The 17,893-nt window shown below is 61.4% G+C and carries 17 protein-coding genes; 8 read left to right on the forward strand and 9 right to left on the reverse strand.

Features of this window, described 5'->3' with window-relative positions; translation table 11 throughout:
- The first annotated feature begins 52 nt into the window (after positions 1 to 52).
- From KZJ38_RS22960 to KZJ38_RS22970, 3 genes are read left to right on the forward strand one after another with little or no spacing between them, the layout of a single operon-like run.
- On the forward strand, positions 53 to 3,295 hold the full coding sequence (locus KZJ38_RS22960) for an efflux RND transporter permease subunit (protein ID WP_219801999.1): 3,243 nt from the start codon (positions 53 to 55) through the stop codon (positions 3,293 to 3,295).
- The gene (gene irlR / locus KZJ38_RS22965) at positions 3,283 to 3,987 is read left to right on the forward strand and encodes a heavy metal response regulator transcription factor IrlR (RefSeq protein ID WP_219802000.1); all 705 of its coding nucleotides are present in this window, start codon (positions 3,283 to 3,285) and stop codon (positions 3,985 to 3,987) included. Before KZJ38_RS22960 ends, irlR begins: the two co-directional genes overlap by 13 nt.
- Positions 3,984 to 5,411, forward strand: coding sequence for a heavy metal sensor histidine kinase (locus KZJ38_RS22970; protein WP_219802001.1), 1,428 nt, complete (start codon positions 3,984 to 3,986; stop codon positions 5,409 to 5,411). The genes irlR and KZJ38_RS22970 overlap by 4 nt, the downstream gene beginning before the upstream one ends.
- On the opposite strand, the gene KZJ38_RS22975 is transcribed toward KZJ38_RS22970, so the two are convergent.
- Both KZJ38_RS22975 and KZJ38_RS22980 read right to left on the reverse strand, forming a co-directional pair.
- Positions 5,408 to 5,611, reverse strand: a complete 204-nt coding sequence (locus KZJ38_RS22975; RefSeq protein ID WP_219802002.1) for a DUF2970 domain-containing protein — start codon at positions 5,609 to 5,611, stop codon at positions 5,408 to 5,410. The genes KZJ38_RS22970 and KZJ38_RS22975 overlap by 4 nt on opposite strands.
- A 199-nt stretch (positions 5,612 to 5,810) precedes the next feature.
- On the reverse strand, positions 5,811 to 6,086 hold the full coding sequence (locus tag KZJ38_RS22980; protein ID WP_219802003.1) for a DUF4148 domain-containing protein: 276 nt from the start codon (positions 6,084 to 6,086) through the stop codon (positions 5,811 to 5,813).
- Positions 6,087 to 6,196: 110 nt separating this feature from the next.
- On the opposite strand from KZJ38_RS22980, the gene KZJ38_RS22985 reads away from it, so the two are divergent.
- Positions 6,197 to 6,529 (forward strand): hypothetical protein, encoded by a 333-nt coding sequence (locus KZJ38_RS22985; RefSeq protein WP_219802004.1) that lies wholly within the window; start codon positions 6,197 to 6,199, stop codon positions 6,527 to 6,529.
- A gap of 8 nt (positions 6,530 to 6,537) precedes the next feature.
- Here KZJ38_RS22985 and KZJ38_RS22990 read toward each other — a convergent pair whose 3' ends face one another.
- The 5 genes from KZJ38_RS22990 to KZJ38_RS23010 form a co-directional block, all read right to left on the reverse strand.
- Complete coding sequence (locus tag KZJ38_RS22990; protein WP_219802005.1) at positions 6,538 to 7,500, reverse strand: homocysteine S-methyltransferase family protein; 963 nt, start codon at positions 7,498 to 7,500, stop codon at positions 6,538 to 6,540.
- 129 nt (positions 7,501 to 7,629) lie between these two features.
- On the reverse strand, positions 7,630 to 8,613 hold the full coding sequence (locus KZJ38_RS22995) for a GlxA family transcriptional regulator (protein ID WP_219802006.1): 984 nt from the start codon (positions 8,611 to 8,613) through the stop codon (positions 7,630 to 7,632).
- A gap of 289 nt (positions 8,614 to 8,902) precedes the next feature.
- Positions 8,903 to 9,322 (reverse strand): AtzH-like domain-containing protein, encoded by a 420-nt coding sequence (locus KZJ38_RS23000; RefSeq protein ID WP_219802007.1) that lies wholly within the window; start codon positions 9,320 to 9,322, stop codon positions 8,903 to 8,905.
- Between the two features lie 193 nt (positions 9,323 to 9,515).
- Complete coding sequence (locus KZJ38_RS23005) at positions 9,516 to 10,202, reverse strand: class I SAM-dependent methyltransferase (protein ID WP_219802008.1); 687 nt, start codon at positions 10,200 to 10,202, stop codon at positions 9,516 to 9,518.
- A 236-nt stretch (positions 10,203 to 10,438) separates the two neighbouring features.
- Positions 10,439 to 11,407 (reverse strand): GlxA family transcriptional regulator, encoded by a 969-nt coding sequence (locus KZJ38_RS23010; protein ID WP_219802009.1) that lies wholly within the window; start codon positions 11,405 to 11,407, stop codon positions 10,439 to 10,441.
- Positions 11,408 to 11,511: 104 nt separating this feature from the next.
- On the opposite strand from KZJ38_RS23010, the gene KZJ38_RS23015 reads away from it, so the two are divergent.
- From KZJ38_RS23015 to KZJ38_RS23030, 4 genes are all read left to right on the forward strand, one after another.
- Positions 11,512 to 12,783, forward strand: coding sequence for an MFS transporter (locus KZJ38_RS23015; protein ID WP_219802010.1), 1,272 nt, complete (start codon positions 11,512 to 11,514; stop codon positions 12,781 to 12,783).
- 73 nt (positions 12,784 to 12,856) lie between these two features.
- Positions 12,857 to 13,699 (forward strand): methyltransferase domain-containing protein, encoded by an 843-nt coding sequence (locus KZJ38_RS23020; protein WP_219802011.1) that lies wholly within the window; start codon positions 12,857 to 12,859, stop codon positions 13,697 to 13,699.
- Positions 13,700 to 13,708: 9 nt separating this feature from the next.
- Positions 13,709 to 14,170 carry a cupin domain-containing protein gene (locus tag KZJ38_RS23025; protein WP_246641956.1) on the forward strand — a complete coding sequence of 154 codons (462 nt, stop codon included), beginning with the start codon at positions 13,709 to 13,711 and terminating at the stop codon, positions 14,168 to 14,170.
- On the forward strand, positions 14,139 to 15,191 hold the full coding sequence (locus KZJ38_RS23030) for an NADP-dependent oxidoreductase (RefSeq protein ID WP_246641957.1): 1,053 nt from the start codon (positions 14,139 to 14,141) through the stop codon (positions 15,189 to 15,191). Before KZJ38_RS23025 ends, KZJ38_RS23030 begins: the two co-directional genes overlap by 32 nt.
- Positions 15,192 to 15,343: 152 nt before the next feature.
- On the opposite strand, the gene KZJ38_RS23035 is transcribed toward KZJ38_RS23030, so the two are convergent.
- Together KZJ38_RS23035 and KZJ38_RS23040 are read right to left on the reverse strand one after the other, a co-directional pair.
- Positions 15,344 to 16,300 (reverse strand): AraC family transcriptional regulator, encoded by a 957-nt coding sequence (locus KZJ38_RS23035; protein WP_219802012.1) that lies wholly within the window; start codon positions 16,298 to 16,300, stop codon positions 15,344 to 15,346.
- A 313-nt stretch (positions 16,301 to 16,613) separates the two neighbouring features.
- Positions 16,614 to 17,675 (reverse strand): LacI family DNA-binding transcriptional regulator, encoded by a 1,062-nt coding sequence (locus KZJ38_RS23040; RefSeq protein WP_219802013.1) that lies wholly within the window; start codon positions 17,673 to 17,675, stop codon positions 16,614 to 16,616.
- Positions 17,676 to 17,893: the final 218 nt, after the last annotated feature.

Genomic DNA, 17,893 nt, shown 5'->3' on the forward strand with positions numbered 1-17,893 from the left:
GCTTTTCTCTTCACCGCCTTCACAGCGTCTTATCACTGAGGTCGCACCGCCCATGTTCGAACGTCTGATTCGCGCCGCGATCGCGCACCGCTGGCTCGTGTTGCTCGCGACCGCAGCCGCCGCCGCGATTGGCATTTATAGCTACGGCAAGCTGCCGATCGACGCCGTGCCCGATATCACCAACGTGCAGGTGCAGGTGAATACCGCGGCGCCCGGATACTCGCCGCTCGAAGCCGAGCAGCGCATCACCTTTCCGATCGAAACGGCCATGGCCGGTCTGCCGCATCTGCAACAGACGCGTTCGATATCGCGCTACGGCCTGTCGCAAGTCACGGTCATTTTCAAGGACGGCACCGACATCTATTTCGCGCGGCAACTCGTGAACGAGCGCATCCAGGAAGCGCGCGGCAAGATACCGCCGGGCATCGAGCCGGCGATGGGACCGACATCGACGGGGCTCGGCGAGATCTACCTGTGGACCGTCGAAGCGGACGCCGACGCGCGCAAGCCCGACGGCACGCGCTATACGCCGATCGATCTGCGCGAGTTGCAGGACTGGGTCATCAAGCCGCAATTGCGCAACGTGCCCGGCGTCGCCGAAGTGAACTCGATTGGCGGATACGTGAAGGAGTTTCGCGTCGCACCGGACCCGGCGAAATTGATGTCGTATGGACTCACGCTGGCGGATATCGTGCGCTCGCTCGAGCGCAACAACGAGAACGTCGGCGCCGGCTACATCGAGAAGCGCGGCGAGCAATACCTCGTGCGGGTGCCCGGACAGGCGAGTTCCACCGACGACATCGCGAATATCGTGCTGAACAATTCCGGCGGCATTCCGGTGCGCGTGAAGGACGTCGCACAGGTCGATATAGGACGCGAACTACGCAGCGGCGCCGCCACCGCGGATGGGCGCGAGGTCGTGCTCGGCACCGTCTTCATGCTGATGGGCGAGAACAGCCGAACCGTGGCGAAAGCGGTCGCCGCGAAGATGGTTGAAGTCAATCGCAGCTTGCCGCCGGGCGTGCGCGCGGTGCCGGTCTACGACCGAACCACGCTTGTCGATAAAGCCGTTCAGACAGTTAAGAAAAATCTCATAGAAGGTGCGGTGCTTGTCATTGCGATTCTGTTTCTGTTCCTGGGGAATGTTCGCGCCGCACTGATCACCGCCCTCGTTATTCCGCTCTCGATGCTGATTACCTTCACCGGCATGGCGAGCGCAAAGGTCAGTGCGAATTTGATGAGCCTCGGCGCGCTCGATTTCGGGATTATCGTCGACGGCGCGGTGGTGATCGTCGAGAACTGCATCAGAAGGCTCGCCCACGCGCAGGCGCGGGCCGGCCGCATGCTCACGCGCGACGAGCGCTTTGCCGAAGTGTTCGCCGCCGCGCAAGAGGCGCGGCGCCCGCTGATCTTCGGGCAATTGATCATCATGGTCGTCTACGTGCCGATCTTTGCGCTGACGGGCGTCGAGGGAAAGATGTTCCATCCGATGGCGATCACTGTCGTGCTCGCGCTTGCTGCCGCGATGGCGCTGACTGTCACGTTTATTCCGGCGGCGGTTGCACTTTTTATCGGAAAGCGCATCGAAGAGAAGGAGAATCGGCTGATGGGCTGGGCGAAGCGGCGTTATGAACCGGTTCTTTCCCTGTTCATCCGTCATCCGAAGCGCGTGTTTGCGGGAGCGGCTGCGATTGTTTGCGGCGCACTGCTGCTTGCCACGCGTTTGGGTAGCGAATTCGTGCCGAACCTCAACGAAGGCGATTTCGCGGTTGCCGCGCTGCGCGTGCCGGGAACCAGCCTTTCACAATCCGTTGAAATGCAAAAAACCATCGAAACAACGCTAAAACAACGCGTTCCCGAAATTGAACGCGTATTCGCACGCACCGGCACCGCGGAGATCGCGGCGGACCCAATGCCGCCCAATCTGTCCGATGGCTACATCATGCTGAAGCCGGTTGCGCAGTGGCCCGATCCCGGCAAGCCACACGAGCAACTGTGGCAGGAAATTGAGAATGTTCTATCGGACCTCCCAGGAAATGCTTACGAATTTTCTCAACCGATCCAGTTGCGATTCAATGAACTGATCTCCGGCGTGCGCAGCGACGTCGCCTTGAAACTGTTCGGCGACGACATGTCCGTGCTGAGCGAAACCGGTAACCGGCTCGCAGCCGCGCTATCGCAGGTGCCGGGAGCGTCGGAGGTGAAGGTCGAACAGACCGCCGGGCTGCCGGTGCTGACCGTCGCGTTCGATCGCGACAAGCTGGCGCGCTACGGCGTGAGCATCGGCGATGCGCAGGACGCGGTCGCGGCCGCAGTCGGTGGACGCAATGCGGGCCTGCTGTTTCAGGGCGATCGGCGCTTCGATATCGTCGTGCGCCTGCCCGATGCGCTGCGCTCCGATCCCGAGGCGCTTGCGCGGCTGCCGATCGCGCTGCCGGTTGCGCTGGCATCTTCTGCGGGAACGGCCATGGCGACCACCTATGCGGCCACTGCGGCCACCACCTCCACTGCGGCGACCCGCACGTCCTACGTGCCGCTTTCCGAACTCGCCTCGCTCGACGTCGCACCAGGCCCGAACCAGATCAGCCGCGAGGACGGCAAGCGCCGCATCGTCGTGACCGCGAATGTGCGCAGCCGCGATGTCGGCTCTTTCGTCGCCGAAGCAAAAGCGAAGGTCGGCCGCGACGTAACGATACCGCCCGGTTACTGGCTCGCATGGGGCGGGCAATTCGAACAGATGCAAAGCGCCGGCGAGCGCTTGCGCATCGTCGTGCCGGCCGCGCTGCTGATGGTGTTCGTGCTGCTGTACGCGATGTTCAACAACGTCAAGGATGGACTGCTTGTGTTCACCGGCATTCCGTTTGCGCTCAGCGGCGGCATCGTTGCGCTGTGGCTGCGCGGTCTGCCGTTTTCGATCACCGCGGCGGTGGGCTTTATCGCGCTATCGGGCGTCGCGGTGCTGAACGGGCTCGTAATGCTGTCGTTCATTCGCGCGCTGCGCGAAGAGGGCACCGAGCTCGATCGCGCTGTAGAGGCCGGCGCGCTGACGCGTCTGCGGCCCGTGCTGATGACCGCCCTCGTCGCGGCACTCGGCTTCGTGCCGATGGCATTCGCCACCGGCACCGGCGCCGAAGTGCAGCGCCCGCTCGCGACCGTGGTGATCGGCGGAATTCTCTCGTCGACCGCGCTGACACTGCTCGTTCTGCCCGTGCTTTACCGCGCCGCCTATGCGCGCGGCGCAACCCGTGTTTCGTTACTCCGTAGCCGCCGAGGTGATGTGCAATGCGAATCCTGATTGTCGAAGATGAGCCGAGAACCGGCCACTACCTGCAAAAAGGCCTGAATGAAGCGGGCTTCGTGACGGACTGGGTGGAAGACGGGGTAACGGGCCTGCATCAGGCGGAAACCGAACACTACGATCTGGTCATTCTCGACGTGATGCTGCCCGGCAAGGACGGCTGGACCGTGCTGCAAAATTTGCGACGCACGCAATCGACACCGGTGCTATTCCTCACCGCGCGCGACGATGTGGACGACCGCGTAAAAGGCCTCGAACTCGGCGCCGACGACTACCTCGCGAAGCCGTTCGACTTCGTCGAATTGCTGGCCCGCGTGCGTTCGATTCTGCGGCGCGGCCAGCCGCGCGACGCAACGACGCTGCAAGTTGCCGACCTCGAACTCGATCTGACACGCCGCAAAGCGCAGCGCCTCGGCGCGACGATTCTGCTAACCGCGAAGGAGTTTGCGCTGCTGTGGCTATTGATGCGGCGCGAGGGCGAGATCCTGCCGCGCGCCACGATTGCGTCGCAGGTGTGGGATATGAATTTCAACAGCGATACCAACGTTGTCGATGCGGCGATCCGGCGCTTGCGCGCGAAGATCGACGACGCGTACGAGCCGAAACTCATCCATACCGTACGTGGAATGGGATACGTGCTTGAAGAGCGCCGCAGCGCCGACCCGCGCGACGCCGGAAGCGCGCCATGAGTGCCGACATTTTGCCGCGCACGCTGCGGGCACGGCTCACCGTGTTGATTGTCGCGTCGAGCACCGCGGTGCTGGCGTTGAGCGGCTTCACGCTGTATGAGGCGCTGCGCAGCCGCATCGAGGCATCGGCAGCCGCCGAAATGGATGCGACGATGTCCGCGCTCAAAGTGCATTTGCCGCAGATCCGGGCAATCGACGAAATTCCGTATCTGACCGAAACGTGGATCGACATGCTGCACGGACATGCGAACCTGAGCCTCGCGATTTTCGATAACGCTGATCGCCGGTTGCTCAGCACGCCCGGCTATCGACACAACGAGCACGTCGCCGCGACGCTCGAGCGCGTGCGCCTCGTGCCGGCGCCGATCGTCGTTCAGGCGCCTCACGTTGCGCTTCGCTATCTTGCGACAGCGATTCCTGTCGCCGCAAACGCAAGCGCGGTGCGTGTGGTCGTGCAGTACGACGCGAAGGGAGACCTTGCGCTGCTGCGCACCTATGCGTACACAATCGTGCTGATCCAGGTGTGCGGCGTGTTTATCGCGGCAGGGCTCGCATATGGCATCGCCTTGTATGGACTGAGCCCTTTGCGGCGGCTGGTCGCGCAGGCGGAAGACATGTCGACGAGCCGACTTGCGCAGCCGCTGCCCGAACTGCAGGCCGCCGGCGAACTGCAGGATCTGGGGCGTGCATTTAACGGCATGCTCGCCCGCCTCGACGAATCGTTCACGCGCCTTGGCCAGTTTTCATCGAACCTCGCGCACGACCTGCGCACGCCATTGACGAACCTGCTGGCGCACGCGCAGGTCGCGTTGTCGCGCAAGCGCTCGGTAGATGAGTATCGCGAAGTGATCGAGACCAGTGTCGACGAATATCAGCGCCTGTCGAGAATGATCGACGACATGCTGTTTCTCGCGCGTTCCGATAGCGCGCACAGCGCGGTGCAGATGCGAACGTTCGATGCGTTCGCGGAAGCCGCGCGCGTCGCGGGCTTTTACGAACCGATGGCCGAATGCGCTTCGGTCACATTCGACGTGCGTGGCGCGGGCATCGTTTACGGAAACCCTCTGCTTTTCCAGCGCGCCTTGAGCAACCTGCTATCGAATGCGCTAACGCATGCACCGCAAGGATCAACCGTCGAAGTTCAGTGCCTTGCCGCGAGCGATGGCGGCACGACGATCACCGTATCCGATGCCGGGCCAGGCATCGACACGGCGCACCGCTCACGCATTTTCGACCGGTTCTACCGCACCGACCCCGCGCGGCAAAACCTTGCATCGGGCACAGGCGGCGCCGGGCTCGGGCTCGCCATCGTCCGGTCGATCATGCAATTGCATGGCGGCGAGTGCGGCGTGGAAAGCGAGCCGCACGTGCGCACGACGTTCTGGCTGAAGTTTCCGGCGCGAGTCGAACGGGCGTCCGCCTAGAACCCCTGCATGGTCCCAGTCGCCTGCGCGACGAGATGCACGACGCCAAAGATCACCGCGCCGATGCAAAAGGCCATCAGCACCGCGACAAACGGCAGGAGAACGATATTGACGTTGGCGAAGTCCGATTCATGGGACGCGCGCTTGCGCACGCCGAAGAAGCTCGTGAGGACGATGCGGACGAGGCGGAGGAATTCCATGATTGCGCTCCTGTTGGGGCTTGGGTTGCCTCAATCATCGGATCGTTCAGGAATCGGAAACAGCAGCAGATGCACACGAAAAGCGGGAAGCATCCGGTGGCAATTTGTCGCAGGAAGGGAGCGTTTGCCTGCTGATGGTGCAGAGCGCCGGCCACCGCCGGAGTGCGTGGAACTCACCCCGGCGGCCGCGCGGTTATGGTTAGCGCGATGCGATCGCGCCGTCGTGATGGTCGATGCCCGGACTCGCTTCGCCCGCGTGCTTCGAAATGGCGTGCAGTTCCTTGTTACGGGCGATCTGCTCGGCACTCGGCGGATAGCTGGTCTTGGTGATCGGGACCACGCCGTCGTGGCGAGCCTGGGCGAGTTCCTGCTGGACCTGTTCTCGAGTTTTACCCTGCGCAAGTGCGGCTTCCGTGACGAAGGCGGCGCTTAACGACGCGGTAAAGGCGAGCAGGGTAAGCTTCGCGATGCTCATGGCTTTTCTCCTTGAAGTTCGATCGACCTCGGTGGCTGATCTGAGCTTCAGTCTGGAGCACGGACGGTACGCGGCGATGAGCGGAACATGACAATTCTGGAGGGACCCGCATGCTCGCGATAGCGCGTTTGCGCCCGAAGTACTTTTGGATCGCCGCGTATCTGCTACTCGCTTGCTGGAGCTTCTGGCCGGTTGCGAACGTGCTGATCGCCAATATCGTCGCGCGCCTGTTTGATTGCCGGCTCAGCGAAGGCGGCCCTTTACCTTGCCATGCGTTTGGGCACGATATCAGCCACCCGCTCTACGTTCTGGCGACGTCATTCTGGCTCGCACTGACGACGGTCCCGACCGGCGTCCCGCTGATACTGCTCCTGGGGATAGTGCATATCTGCATTACGCTGGTTCGCCGGCATCGGTCGCGTGGGCGAAAGGAGCGCGACTAGCCGCTTTATTACCGCGCCGCGCGCCCGTTCTGTCGTTTAACAGCCTGCCATATCTGATCGGCGTGCCGATGATCCGTGCCGCAACACCCGCCTATGATGTTCATGCGGCTCAGAAATCCGCGCAGCGCAGCCGTTTCCTCGCCGAATTCCGCCGGGTCGCCGTCATCGAGTTCCTCGGCTTCGTCGAGTTCGGCATGACTGCGCCGCGACGCGTTGGCTCGCACGCCCCGGATACGTTGAAGCCAGTCGCCACCGTCTTGCAGCCTGCTTTCGAAGTGCGACGGATGCGCGCAATTAATCATAAAGAACGAAGCGTACTTTTCCGTTTCAGCATCGGTGTGTTCGATCGCCTGCTGGAGCGTATCGCCGGAAGGCAGCCGGCCATCGGTTTCGACCGTGAACGAGATCGAGACCGGCATACCGGCGGCTTTGGCCGCTTGCACCATGCCGATCGCTTCATCGATGTAATTCAACGTAAATCCGCCCACCATATCGGCCTGTGTCGCGGCGAACGTATTGATCTGTTCCTGATGGTAGTTCTGCGCCGCGCCCGCGCTCATGCGCGTGCCCGCACGATATCCGTCCCCGCGCGGCCCGATCGTCCCGACAATGACGATAGGCGTCGCCGGCGTTTCCCACTTTGATCGAAACCGGGCCAGTTGTTCGACCGCGCGGCGGTTTGCATCGGCGAGCGTGCTTCTCGAGTAGCCGAGCTTGTCGCCCCAATCGCGACTCGCGCGCCAGGTCGGTGTGCCCAGCACGATTCCCACCCCATGCTTGAGCGCGACATGCGTGAAGCGCTCGTAGTGTTTTTCGACAAGCGCGACGCCCTCTTCAGTCTTAAGGAGGTCATAAGACGCGAAATACGGCAGCTCGATGCTCTGCTGGAAAATCAGCGACGTTTCGAGTCCGCCGTCCGTCATGAACGGGTAATCTTCCAGCAAAGGCAGCTGGTTACGGTATTTAGACATCGCTCGGCTCCCGTTGAAAGTTTCGGTCCTGCATGCGGGTTCTCCTTTCGTGGTGCTACAACTCAAGAATCATCGAGCAGCGTTGGTCTGCCCGGGCCTGCCCCCGGCCAGATAGATGTGTGGCTGCTGTTATAGCGAGCCGACAGGCGCTTCGAATGTCGAATCAGCTTGCGCGTTGCGCGATCCACGAGCGGACCGCCTGATGTCCTGCGGCGTCTGACCGAGAACGCGCATGAACGCGCTTCTCATCCGGTCCCTGCTCAGAAAGCCCACCTGCTCAGCGATGGTGTCCATCGAATAGCGCCCCCGCTCAAGCATCAGGCGCGCCGCTTCCACCCGTAGGAGTTCGACCGCTTTAGCCGGCGTATAGCCGGTCTCCTCGCTAAAGGCCCTGCTGAACTGGCGCGGACTGAGGCTCGCGATGCTGGCGAGCTCCTCGACCGATAGCCCTTTGCGCAGATTCGCACTGGCATAGTCGATCGCCTTCTGGATCCGGTCGGATTTCGGTTCGAGTTCGAGCATCGCGGAAAACTGTGAATGACCGCCCGCGCGCCGGTGGTACACCACCAGGTTGCGCGCGACCTTGCGCGCGACATCGCGGCCAAAATCGTTCTCGATCATGGCAAGCGCCATGTCGATGGTGGCGGTCATACCGGCAGACGTCCACATGGAACCATCGACGATAAAGATCCGGTCTTCGGCGACCGCCACCTTCGGAAACCGGCGCTGCAGGTCGCCCGCAAAGCGCCAGTGCGTGGTCGCGCGCCGGCCGTCGAGCACGCCCGCCTGGGCCAGCACGAAGGCGCCCGTACACGGCGCGGCGATTCTTCTGGATGTGCGCAGCGACCGCCTCACGAACTCTTCGAGCACGGTCGAAGCCGTGTCGATTGCCGCACCCGACGCGAACATGACCGTGTCGAATATCTCGTCGTCAAGCGCTCGCGACTCGACCCGGATGCCCGCCGACGAAGTCACCATGCCTCCGGCCTCGGAAAGCACCGTGACGTCGTAAGCCGTTTCGCCGAGTACCAGATTGGCCAGCTCGAATGCCGTGATAGCCGCGAAGCCCATCAAATAAAATTCGGGAAAAACGACGAGACCAATCTTATGCATATGCATTGGTCTTGTGCGACATGGCCCGAGCGGCAGATAGTCCACCGATTTCGGTTCCGGCTACGATTGCGCGTGTTCCGATGTGCATAAACCCCTTCCCGATTTCAAAGTCGTTTGCCAGGCTTCCCTCTGGATATCAATGGAAACCTTCGTGTATAGCAGTTAGTTCGGTATACACACGACATGAAAACGCACGGAAGGCCAAGTTATTCCAGGAAATCCCATCTCCTCCAGAATCGTGATTCTTATATTGCGGTCCTAAGCAATTCAATTACACGGATCGCCGCAACTAGATGCACGGACGCCGGGACACCACGCTTTCATGAGATGCGACGACCCGCCAGCCTCCATGCAAACCGGCCTCAGGCTGCGAATCGGGACCGACACGCGCCCACACTACCGTCCGCCGCCCGTAAAGCTCGGAATCATCACAGCCGAATTCCGTGTTCACCGTGGCATTGTCGTGCCCGAAGGTCGTGATCGTCGTGGAGGCCACCATGATTCGGTTATTGACGGGGTGGCGGCTTGCGTTCAGTTTGCGGATTTCGCCGCTCCCGTACTGCATGTCGTCGAAACCGTAACGAACCGTATGTGGACCTTCCCAGGTCAACGCGTTAAGCAGAAAAGCATCGTTTTCCGCTAAAGCTTTTTCGTACGCGGCTTGGGCGGCTGCCACTTCAGCCACGACGTGAGTCATATTGACGATCATTGAAGAAATCACAATATCGATAGAACCTCGCGAGATCGCATGCCTTCACACGTGTCTCGACAAAATTCGCCGCGGCACTTTTATATTCCGGCATAAGCAGTTAAGCGAGGCATTGGAAATGTCGAAAGCATAGCTTTCACGGGTCGTCCTCGAAATGACGTAATTACGATGATTTCAGGACATGCGCGGCACGTCAGTCGTATCGGCTCGCGATATGCGTATAGAAACTCCAGGGCGTATTGGCCGCAGCGTAGGCGCGCGACCCCTCCATCCGGAATCCGTTTTCCGCGAGGAGTCCCGGCATGGCCCGCATGACTCTGTCCTGAACGGGTCTGGCGACTGCCCAAAGACCATCGGTGTCTTCGTCGCCGCTGAGTGCATCGGTTGCGCGCGCAACCGAATCATAATTACCGTCGAACACCACAACACGGCCGGCCGGTCGAAGCACACGCCGCACTTCCTTCAGCACCAGCCCAGGATCGGCAACACGGCTTAGCAGCATATGCAGGATCACAACGTCGAATTGCTCCTGCGGCCCGATGACCCAATGCGGCTCTCCAGTCAGAAAACGGATGCGCTCCGTTAGCCGCTCGCGGCACGCGAAGCGCTTTGCCGATTCGATAAGCCATGGGCTCGAATCGATCGCGGTGATACGCGTTTTTACGTCGCCTCGCCGGGCCACGGCACGGGCGACGATTCCCGTGCCGCATCCAAGGTCGAGCACGGCCGCATGCGCGTCAAGCGACAATGCGTCGAGGTAGTCGGCGATGGCCTGCCGGGAAAGCTCATGCTTGCCGCGCGCTTCGAGCGCGGATGCCATTGTGGTCCGCACACGCTCATCCGCATCGAAACGTTGCGCATCGGCCTCGATGCGTGTCAACCGTGCCTGCATAACCTGTGTTTCTCTGGAACTGCGCTGTTAGCAACAGGCGGTTATGTCGTACCTGGCAACGCTCCGCCGCCCGGCACAAGAATAAGTGGAGCGAGGTGCGGTTCAAATGTCGGAAACACGGTCAATTCCGGACGCATTGCCAGACGGCGGTCAGGATGCAGGCACGCAGCACGCAACACATGGGCGCGTCGCGTTCGGGGATCCTGAGGGGAGTGTGTACCGCTCTAGTCTTCCGCTTCCGGCTCGGGCATTGCACGGCTTTCTCTTCCCGTGCGCCGAACCAGTTGCGGCGGCTGGCCCAAGGTACGAATGAACGCGCGCCTCATCCGATCGCGGTCGAAAAACCCGACTTCGTCGGCAATAACATCGAGCGAATGGCGGCCCTGTTCGAGCATCAGCCGCGCGGCTTCCACCCGCAGTTGCTCAACCGCCTTCGCGGGCGACTGGCCGGTTTCCGCGGCGAATGCCCTGCTGAACTGCCGCGGGCTAAGATTGGCCACTTCGGCCAGTTCCTCGACGGAGAGCGCATTGCGCAGATGCGCGCCGGCGTAGTCGATGGCTTTCTGGATGCGGTCGGATTTGGGTTCGAGCTCGAGCAGCGCGGAAAACTGCGACTGGCCGCCGGCACGCCGGTGATAAACAACGAGCTTGCGCGCGACGGCGCGCGATACCTCCTTGCCGTGATCTTTCTCGATCATGGCAAGCGCCATGTCGATCGTGGCGGCCATGCCCGCTGAAGTCCAGATCGCGCCGTCCACGACAAATATCTGGTCTTCGTCGACGGCCACTTCCGGAAAGCGGCGCTGCAGATCGCCGGCAAATCGCCAGTGGGTCGTCGCCCGACGGCCGTCGAGCACGCCCGATTCCGCCAGAACGAAGGCCCCTGTGCACGGCGCCGCGACGCGCCTCGATGTCTTAAGCGCGTGTTTGACAAAGGCCGTCAGTGCAGGCGAACGAAGGTCCGTCTCGACACCTGAGGCAAACATGACCGTGTCGAACACGACCGTATCGCTGAACGGCACGCTATCGACGCGGATTCCGGCCGACGCCGATACCAATCCGCCGGTTTCCGAAACCACGGTCACCTCGTATGCCGTCTCTTCAAGCACGAGATTGGCGAGTTCGAATGCGGTAACCGCCGCGAAACCCATCATGTAAAAGTTGGGGAACACGACAAAGCCGACGCTGTGCATGTAGTGTCCTCCGTCCCGCATGTCATGAAATGACGGTATATCTGACGTTTAAGAACCCGTCAACAATCCCTATCCTTTGCCGTGTCATCGGAGGGAAGGTTGAAATGGATCGTCGATTACTGATGCTCGCGATAGGGATGTTCGCGATGGGCACCGACAATTTTGTCGTTGCCGGCATACTTCCTGGCGTTGCTTCATCCCTGCATACCTCCGTCAGTGTCGCGGGCCAGATGGTGACGCTCTACGCGTTGTCGTATGCGGTCATGGCGCCGGTGATGGCGGCTGTCGCCGGCGGACTGCCGCGCAAGCTCATTCTGGTGGTGGCGCTCGGCATTTTCGTGGCCGGCAATGCGATTAGCGCCGTCGCGACCAGCGTCGACACCGTTCTTTTCAGTCGCGTTCTCGCGGGATTCGGCGCGGCTCTGTTTTCGCCAACCGCGCTCGGCGTCGCCTCAGCGCTTGCGCCGCCGGAGAAGCGCGGCAGAGCGCTTTCGATCGTGACCGCCGGCCTGACCGGCGCAACCGCGCTCGGCGCGCCGATCGGCACGTTTATCGGCGGCTTCGGAAGCTGGCGCACCACACTGGGTTTCGTCACGCTGCTCGGCCTGATTGCGATGCTCGGCGTATGGACGATGCTGCATTCGCTTCCGCCCACACCGTCCGTCACGCTTAAAGAGCGGCTCAAACCCGTTCGCGACCTTCCGATCGCGCTGACGCTGCTCACGTCTCTCTTCGCGTTTGGCGGCTTCCTGATGATCTATACCTACGCCGGGCTCGTATTCGATCGCGTGACGCACGGCGATGGACGCATTCTGGCCGGCATGTTTCTTGTCTGGGGAATCGCGGCCACGGTCGGCAACATGCTGTGCGGCCGGCTCGTCGACCGCATTCCGAGCCGCACCATCGTAAACGTGGCGCTATGTGTCGCGATCGTCAATTTCTGCCTGCTGCCATGGACCTCGACCCATATTGCAGGGGCCACGATTGCACTGATTATCTGGGGCATATGTGGCTGGGGACCTATCGTGCCGCAGCAGCACCGGCTCGTCGAACTGGCGCCCAACGCCGCACCGCTCGTGCTTGCGCTAAACAACACCGCCACCTACACCGGGCTTGCCTGCTCGGCAGTGTTGGGCGGACTGATTCTGCTGTTTATCGACCATCACTATCTGAGCGTCGTCGGCGCGGCGCTCATTGCGATTGCGCTCGTCTTCTCCGAATGTGCCTATCGCTTCCGGCAACGCGGACGGGCCGCTGAACCAATGAATCGCACGACGAAGCACACCGCGGCCGGTGCGCCAAGAACGGCTCTCGAACTCGACCCGGGACAAGCCGGGCGCGCCATGGCCGCCGGCGGAACGCGAGACGGGAATTGAATCGATGCCTGAATCGATGCCTGAATCGATGCCCGACGAGGACGCCCGATTTTTAGTTTTGAATGGAAGAATCATGGTTACACAGACGCAGTTCACCGGAAAGGATGTCTACGCCCGAACCTTCGACGCCGATGAAGAGTCGCTTGCCGCAATCGCGGAAAGACTCGAAGCGCGCGGCAAGCACGCATTCTTCGCCGAGGTGATCGGCCAATATATGGATGCACTCCAACTGAGCCGCGACGAGGCCATTTTGGAGTTGGGCTGCGGCACGGGCGTGATCCCTCGTACGCTCGCGAAGCGTAGCGATGTAACGGGGCGCATCACCGCAATCGACATCAGTCCGCATCTGGTCGAACTCGGTGCGCGCCTCGCATCGGAAGAAGGCGTTGCCGACCGGATCGATTTTCTGGTCGGCGACGCGCATTCGATCATCGAACCGCAAGGCCGATTCGACGTCGTCATCATGCACACGCTGCTAAGCCACGTGGTCGACCCGGCAACGGTGCTGCGCGAGGCCCGGCGGTTGCTCCGGCCCGGCGGGCGCATTGTTGTATTCGATGGCGACTTCGACTCGCTCACATTCGCAACGGACGCACCCGATGGCGGCGCTGAAACAGATCGGCTCCTCGGTATCGCGGGGCGTACGCAAGGCTGCGTGATGCGCCAGATGCCCAGGCTGCTCAACCTGAACGGCTTTCGTCTTGAATGGTCTCGCGCCTATGTGGCAGCCGATATCGGCCGCGCGGATTTCTGGCACTCGAGCCTTTCGACCTTCCGCACGCTGTTGCCGAAATCGGGCGTGATATCGGCCGACGATGCGAATGCCTATGTAGACACGCTTGAACGCGCGTCGGCAAACGGAGAATTTTTTGCGTCGTGCAACCTTTATACGGTCATCGCGCGCAGCGCCGGCTAACCAGAGTGAATGATGCACACACAAATCAAATCAATGCGAAAAGCCAGTCTGTCGAGTCGTTTCGCCTTCGCTGCCGCGACGTTAGCGCTCGCGCTGTCGACGCTTGCGATCCCGCGACCGGCCTTGGCGAATGCTCCGGATGAAGAAACCGTCTCACCCGTTATGCAGCAGACCATCCCGGAGGCTCCCGCAAAGACAGTCCTTATCGCCACTGTCGCGTATGCGCCGGGCCAGGCCTCCACTCCGCACAAGCATCCCGGCTCGATCTTCGCGTACGTCGTGGAGGGCAGTGTGGAATCGCAACTTGAAGGCGCACCCTCCAGAATCTATCGTACCGGTGAGGCCTGGTACGAGCCTCCAGGCGCGCACCATGTTATATCCCGCAACGCGAGCAAGACCATGCCTGCGAAGTTACTGGTTTTTGCGGTAACGTCCGGGCATGAACCGATCAAAGAGCCGCTGGAACGCTAGACCGGTCTACATGGAACCTCAACCTTTAGCGGTCGTTGCTACGCCGCGGGCCGAGATCCGGCGAAAGCGGCGACCAGGAGAGCAGAAAGTGTCAACATCGATGCAGGCAGTTCAGATTGAAAAGTTTGGCGGACCGGACGTCCTCGAGTTGCGTCAGCTTGCCATTCCAACGCCGGGCGAAGGAGAAGTGGTCGTCAGGGTGAAGGCGGCAGGCGTCGGTCCGTGGGATACGTGGATTCGCGCCGGCAAAAGCGTGCTTCCGCAACCGCTGCCTTTGACCCCGGGCTCTGACATTGCCGGACAGGTCGTCGCGGTCGGCCCTGGCGTAACGGGAATCATGGAAGGCGACGAAGTATTCGGCGTCACCAACCGCCGCTTCACCGATGGCTACGCGCAGTACGCAAGAGCCCGAGCCGACATGATCGCGGCCAAGCCTGCCGGCCTCGGTTTCGAGGACGCCGCATCGCTGCCGGTCATCGCGGTCACCGCCTGGCAAATGCTGCACGAATTTGCAGGCGTCAAGGCCGGACAGCGTGTTCTGGTGCTCGGCGGCTTCGGCAACGTGGGCGCCTACGCCGTACAACTGGCCCGGCTTGCCGGCGCGCATGTGGTTGCGACTGCCTCGGACGCTCAGGCGGACCTTGTGCGCGCTTTCGGCGCAAACGAAATCATCGAGCGAAATATGGACCGCGTCGATGCTTATTCGGCCAGCTTCGATGCTGTTATCGATACGGTCGGTGGGGCCGCGCTCGAGCGGTCCTATGCGCTTGTGCGACCCAGTGGGGTCCTCGTATCGGCAGTCCAGAAACCCGATGGCGCGCTATTGCCTCGGAACGTGAGGTCCGACTTCCTGCTGGTGCGCGTTGAAACCGGCATCCTCGAAACGCTGGGCCGCCTCGCGGCAGACCATCAACTCGAAACCCGCGTAGGTGAAATTCTGCCGCTAGCGGACGCGCGTCGCGCGCACGAGATGATCGAAGGTGCGCCGCACAAGCCTGGAAAGATCGTTCTTGTTCCGTAGTACTTGTTCCGTAGTTCTTGTTCCATAAGCGCAGCGGGAGATACAAGCCGGATACGCGCACGATACAAGCGGGATACAAGCGGCGATGACCGGCTACCGTCGATTACTTACCGATACAAATCTCCGCCCGCTTACGCCTTCTCGCCAGGCGTTCAGGCCTTCGCCTCTATCGAAGCAAGGCGTCGCGCTTCTTTTGGGTTGACGCCAAACGCCTTCTTGAACATGCGGCTGAAGTGCGCCGCGCTCGCGAAGCCGCACTGCCATGCGACTTCATTGATGCGAAGCGGTGATTCCGGATCGGTCAGGATGCCTTTGGCGCGCTCGAGACGCAGGCGCCAAAGGTAGCGCATGATCGTCGTGCCTTCGCTGGCGAACAATCTTGCGATATAGCGCGTAGACGTGCCCATCGCTTTGGCAACCGCCTCTATGTCGAGTTGCTCGTTGGACACGTTCCGTTCGATAAAGCGCTTTGCGTACGCAAGAAGGGTGGCCGAGCGCCCGACCGACCTCGGCGCCCATGAATCGGCCGCGATAATCTGCATCAGGTCAATCAGGTGCTCCGCCACGAGCTTCGCACATTGCGGACTCGACCGTTCGCCATAAGCGGCAGCGGATGCGATCAGCGATTTCAGCATGCGCGTATCGCCTGACGCCGGGTCGGCCACCACCATGCCGCGATTCGCGAACTCCATGCCCCGCCGTTCAAGCGCAACCTTCGGGATGCGCAGCATCATCCCTCGCGTATCGCGATCGCCCACCTGCGTATATTGCGTGCCGGGGTCGAGCACCAGCAACGATCCCGCGGTCAATCTCGTCTTCATGTCCGACTGTTCGAGCTCGATCACGCCACTGTGCGTGATAAGGACCAGGATCGTTTCGTCGCGCCAGTTGTTGTGCCCGGAACCCGGCAAATACTCCCACCGCTGATCGGAAACATCGGCCAGGGTGAAGCTCAATCCACCCATGCTCCAGTAAGCGCATTTGAGGTTGCCACGGTCATCGCCGTTGAACCGGCATTGCATACTCCACGCTTGCCTGACCGCCTTTTGCCATTCATCGGCGGTCATGCCGGGCAGCGTGTCGAGCAGATGTGCAATGTCATGGTCCATAGGGCATTCCAGCGATTCGGGTCTTGCAGGGTCAAGGTTGCACAACACCCATGCATGACCGCTATTCCGTCTCAGCGAATGGCTTGACTCGGACAGATGAATTTCGTGTCTGCTATGGCATGAGACGGGCCGCGATCGCTGTCGCCTTTCGCGTACCTAAGCTTCGTAGGGATGTCGTTTCAAATTGCGACTCATTCTACGTCGCATGAAAAACCCTTTGCACGGTCGGGCGACTAAAGGCCCGTACAAACCAGATACAAAGCGCTACAAATCGCGGTTCGCACGAAGCATGTCATGTCAGAACCCAGTTCGATCAACGCCCCGGCTTCCGCGCTTTCTGCAACGCGGCGGAACGCCGGCGCACAGATGTGACCGTTCCGCTTGAATCGCGCACTACCAGTTCAGCAGCAAACGTGACTCTCTGCACGCTCGCATCATTCCCGGCCACTTGCGCAAGCAAGGTGTTCACCGCGGAACTGGCCATTTGCTGAAACGGCTGACGCACTGTCGTGAGCGCCGGATGAAACTGCTCCGCCATCGGAATGTCATCGAAGCCGACGACGGACATGTCATCGGGTACGCGCAGCCCTGCTTCGCGCGCCGCGGCAATCGCACCAAACGCGCTTTGATCGTTAGCCGTAAAAATCGCGGTAGGCGGATCGGCGAGATTGATCAACCTCGAGGCCACCTCAAACGCCGTCATTTGCGACAAGTCGCCGGATGCGATCAACTCAGGCGCATGCGGCAGCCCGTGCCGCGCGAGCGCATCGACATAGCCGCGCTGCCGGTCGCGTACGCCTTCAATCGAATCACCGCCGCCGAGGAACGCGATGCGCGTGTGCCCGAGTTCGATCAGATGCTCGACAGCGAGCAGCGCGCCGCCATAGTTATCGACCGATACCGACGGGAACCGGTGCATCGTGCCGCGCTGATCGATCACGACCACGGGCAGTTTCGCTTTGGCTAACGAATCGAGCCACAGCGAGTCGCGCGGCAGGATCGCGAGCAACGCGTCGGAAAACTGCCGCACAAGCCCGAGCACATCGTGATGCATGCGCCGGTCTTCATCGGACATCGTATAGATCAGCACCTCGCAACCGGCGGCCCTCGCGGCGCGGCCGGCGCCGAGTATCAGTTCGCTCGAGAACTGCGTATCGAGCGTCGGCGTGATGATGCCGATAATGCCGTTGCGCCTGCCTGAGAGCTTTTGCGCCGTGCGATTGACGACGTAACCGATATCGGACGCAATGCGCAGCACTTCGTCGCGCGTCTCGCGCGACACGCCGGAGCGCCCGTTGAGCGCGCGGGATGCGGTCATCTGCGATACGCCGGCCAGACGTGCCACGTCCGCCAGCGTGGGGTTTTCCTTGGTCATGCCGTCAGTCACGAGCAGGTGAGAGAAGATAGCGCACTAGCGCGCTGAAGTACGTTACCGCTAACGTCCTTTCAACATCCATTCTAAGCGAATAGATTCGAAGCGCAATCAGGGCTTTTCTGGGCCACCTGCGTTACGCGCAAAGCCTTTATCTGCAACGCTGCGCCACGTCTATATGCAAATCGCTTAAGGCATCCCGCACGCTTGAGGGTTAACCT

The organism is Paraburkholderia edwinii, assembly GCF_019428685.1.
GTDB lineage: Bacteria > Pseudomonadota > Gammaproteobacteria > Burkholderiales > Burkholderiaceae > Paraburkholderia > Paraburkholderia edwinii.

What these genes read in the sequence shown, in the direction of transcription:
- KZJ38_RS22960 (WP_219801999.1), top strand. Translation starts at nt 53, where the DNA reads ATGTTCGAACGTCTGATTCGCGCCGCGATCGCGCACCGCTGGCTCGTG.
- irlR (WP_219802000.1), top strand. Translation starts at nt 3,283, where the DNA reads ATGCGAATCCTGATTGTCGAAGATGAGCCGAGAACCGGCCACTACCTG.
- KZJ38_RS22970 (WP_219802001.1), top strand. Translation starts at nt 3,984, where the DNA reads ATGAGTGCCGACATTTTGCCGCGCACGCTGCGGGCACGGCTCACCGTG.
- KZJ38_RS22975 (WP_219802002.1), bottom strand. Translation starts at nt 5,611, where the DNA reads ATGGAATTCCTCCGCCTCGTCCGCATCGTCCTCACGAGCTTCTTCGGC.
- KZJ38_RS22980 (WP_219802003.1), bottom strand. Translation starts at nt 6,086, where the DNA reads ATGAGCATCGCGAAGCTTACCCTGCTCGCCTTTACCGCGTCGTTAAGC.
- KZJ38_RS22985 (WP_219802004.1), top strand. Translation starts at nt 6,197, where the DNA reads ATGCTCGCGATAGCGCGTTTGCGCCCGAAGTACTTTTGGATCGCCGCG.
- KZJ38_RS22990 (WP_219802005.1), bottom strand. Translation starts at nt 7,500, where the DNA reads ATGTCTAAATACCGTAACCAGCTGCCTTTGCTGGAAGATTACCCGTTC.
- KZJ38_RS22995 (WP_219802006.1), bottom strand. Translation starts at nt 8,613, where the DNA reads ATGCATAAGATTGGTCTCGTCGTTTTTCCCGAATTTTATTTGATGGGC.
- KZJ38_RS23000 (WP_219802007.1), bottom strand. Translation starts at nt 9,322, where the DNA reads ATGATCGTCAATATGACTCACGTCGTGGCTGAAGTGGCAGCCGCCCAA.
- KZJ38_RS23010 (WP_219802009.1), bottom strand. Translation starts at nt 11,407, where the DNA reads ATGCACAGCGTCGGCTTTGTCGTGTTCCCCAACTTTTACATGATGGGT.
- KZJ38_RS23015 (WP_219802010.1), top strand. Translation starts at nt 11,512, where the DNA reads ATGGATCGTCGATTACTGATGCTCGCGATAGGGATGTTCGCGATGGGC.
- KZJ38_RS23020 (WP_219802011.1), top strand. Translation starts at nt 12,857, where the DNA reads ATGGTTACACAGACGCAGTTCACCGGAAAGGATGTCTACGCCCGAACC.
- KZJ38_RS23025 (WP_246641956.1), top strand. Translation starts at nt 13,709, where the DNA reads ATGATGCACACACAAATCAAATCAATGCGAAAAGCCAGTCTGTCGAGT.
- KZJ38_RS23030 (WP_246641957.1), top strand. Translation starts at nt 14,139, where the DNA reads ATGAACCGATCAAAGAGCCGCTGGAACGCTAGACCGGTCTACATGGAA.
- KZJ38_RS23035 (WP_219802012.1), bottom strand. Translation starts at nt 16,300, where the DNA reads ATGGACCATGACATTGCACATCTGCTCGACACGCTGCCCGGCATGACC.
- KZJ38_RS23040 (WP_219802013.1), bottom strand. Translation starts at nt 17,675, where the DNA reads ATGACCAAGGAAAACCCCACGCTGGCGGACGTGGCACGTCTGGCCGGC.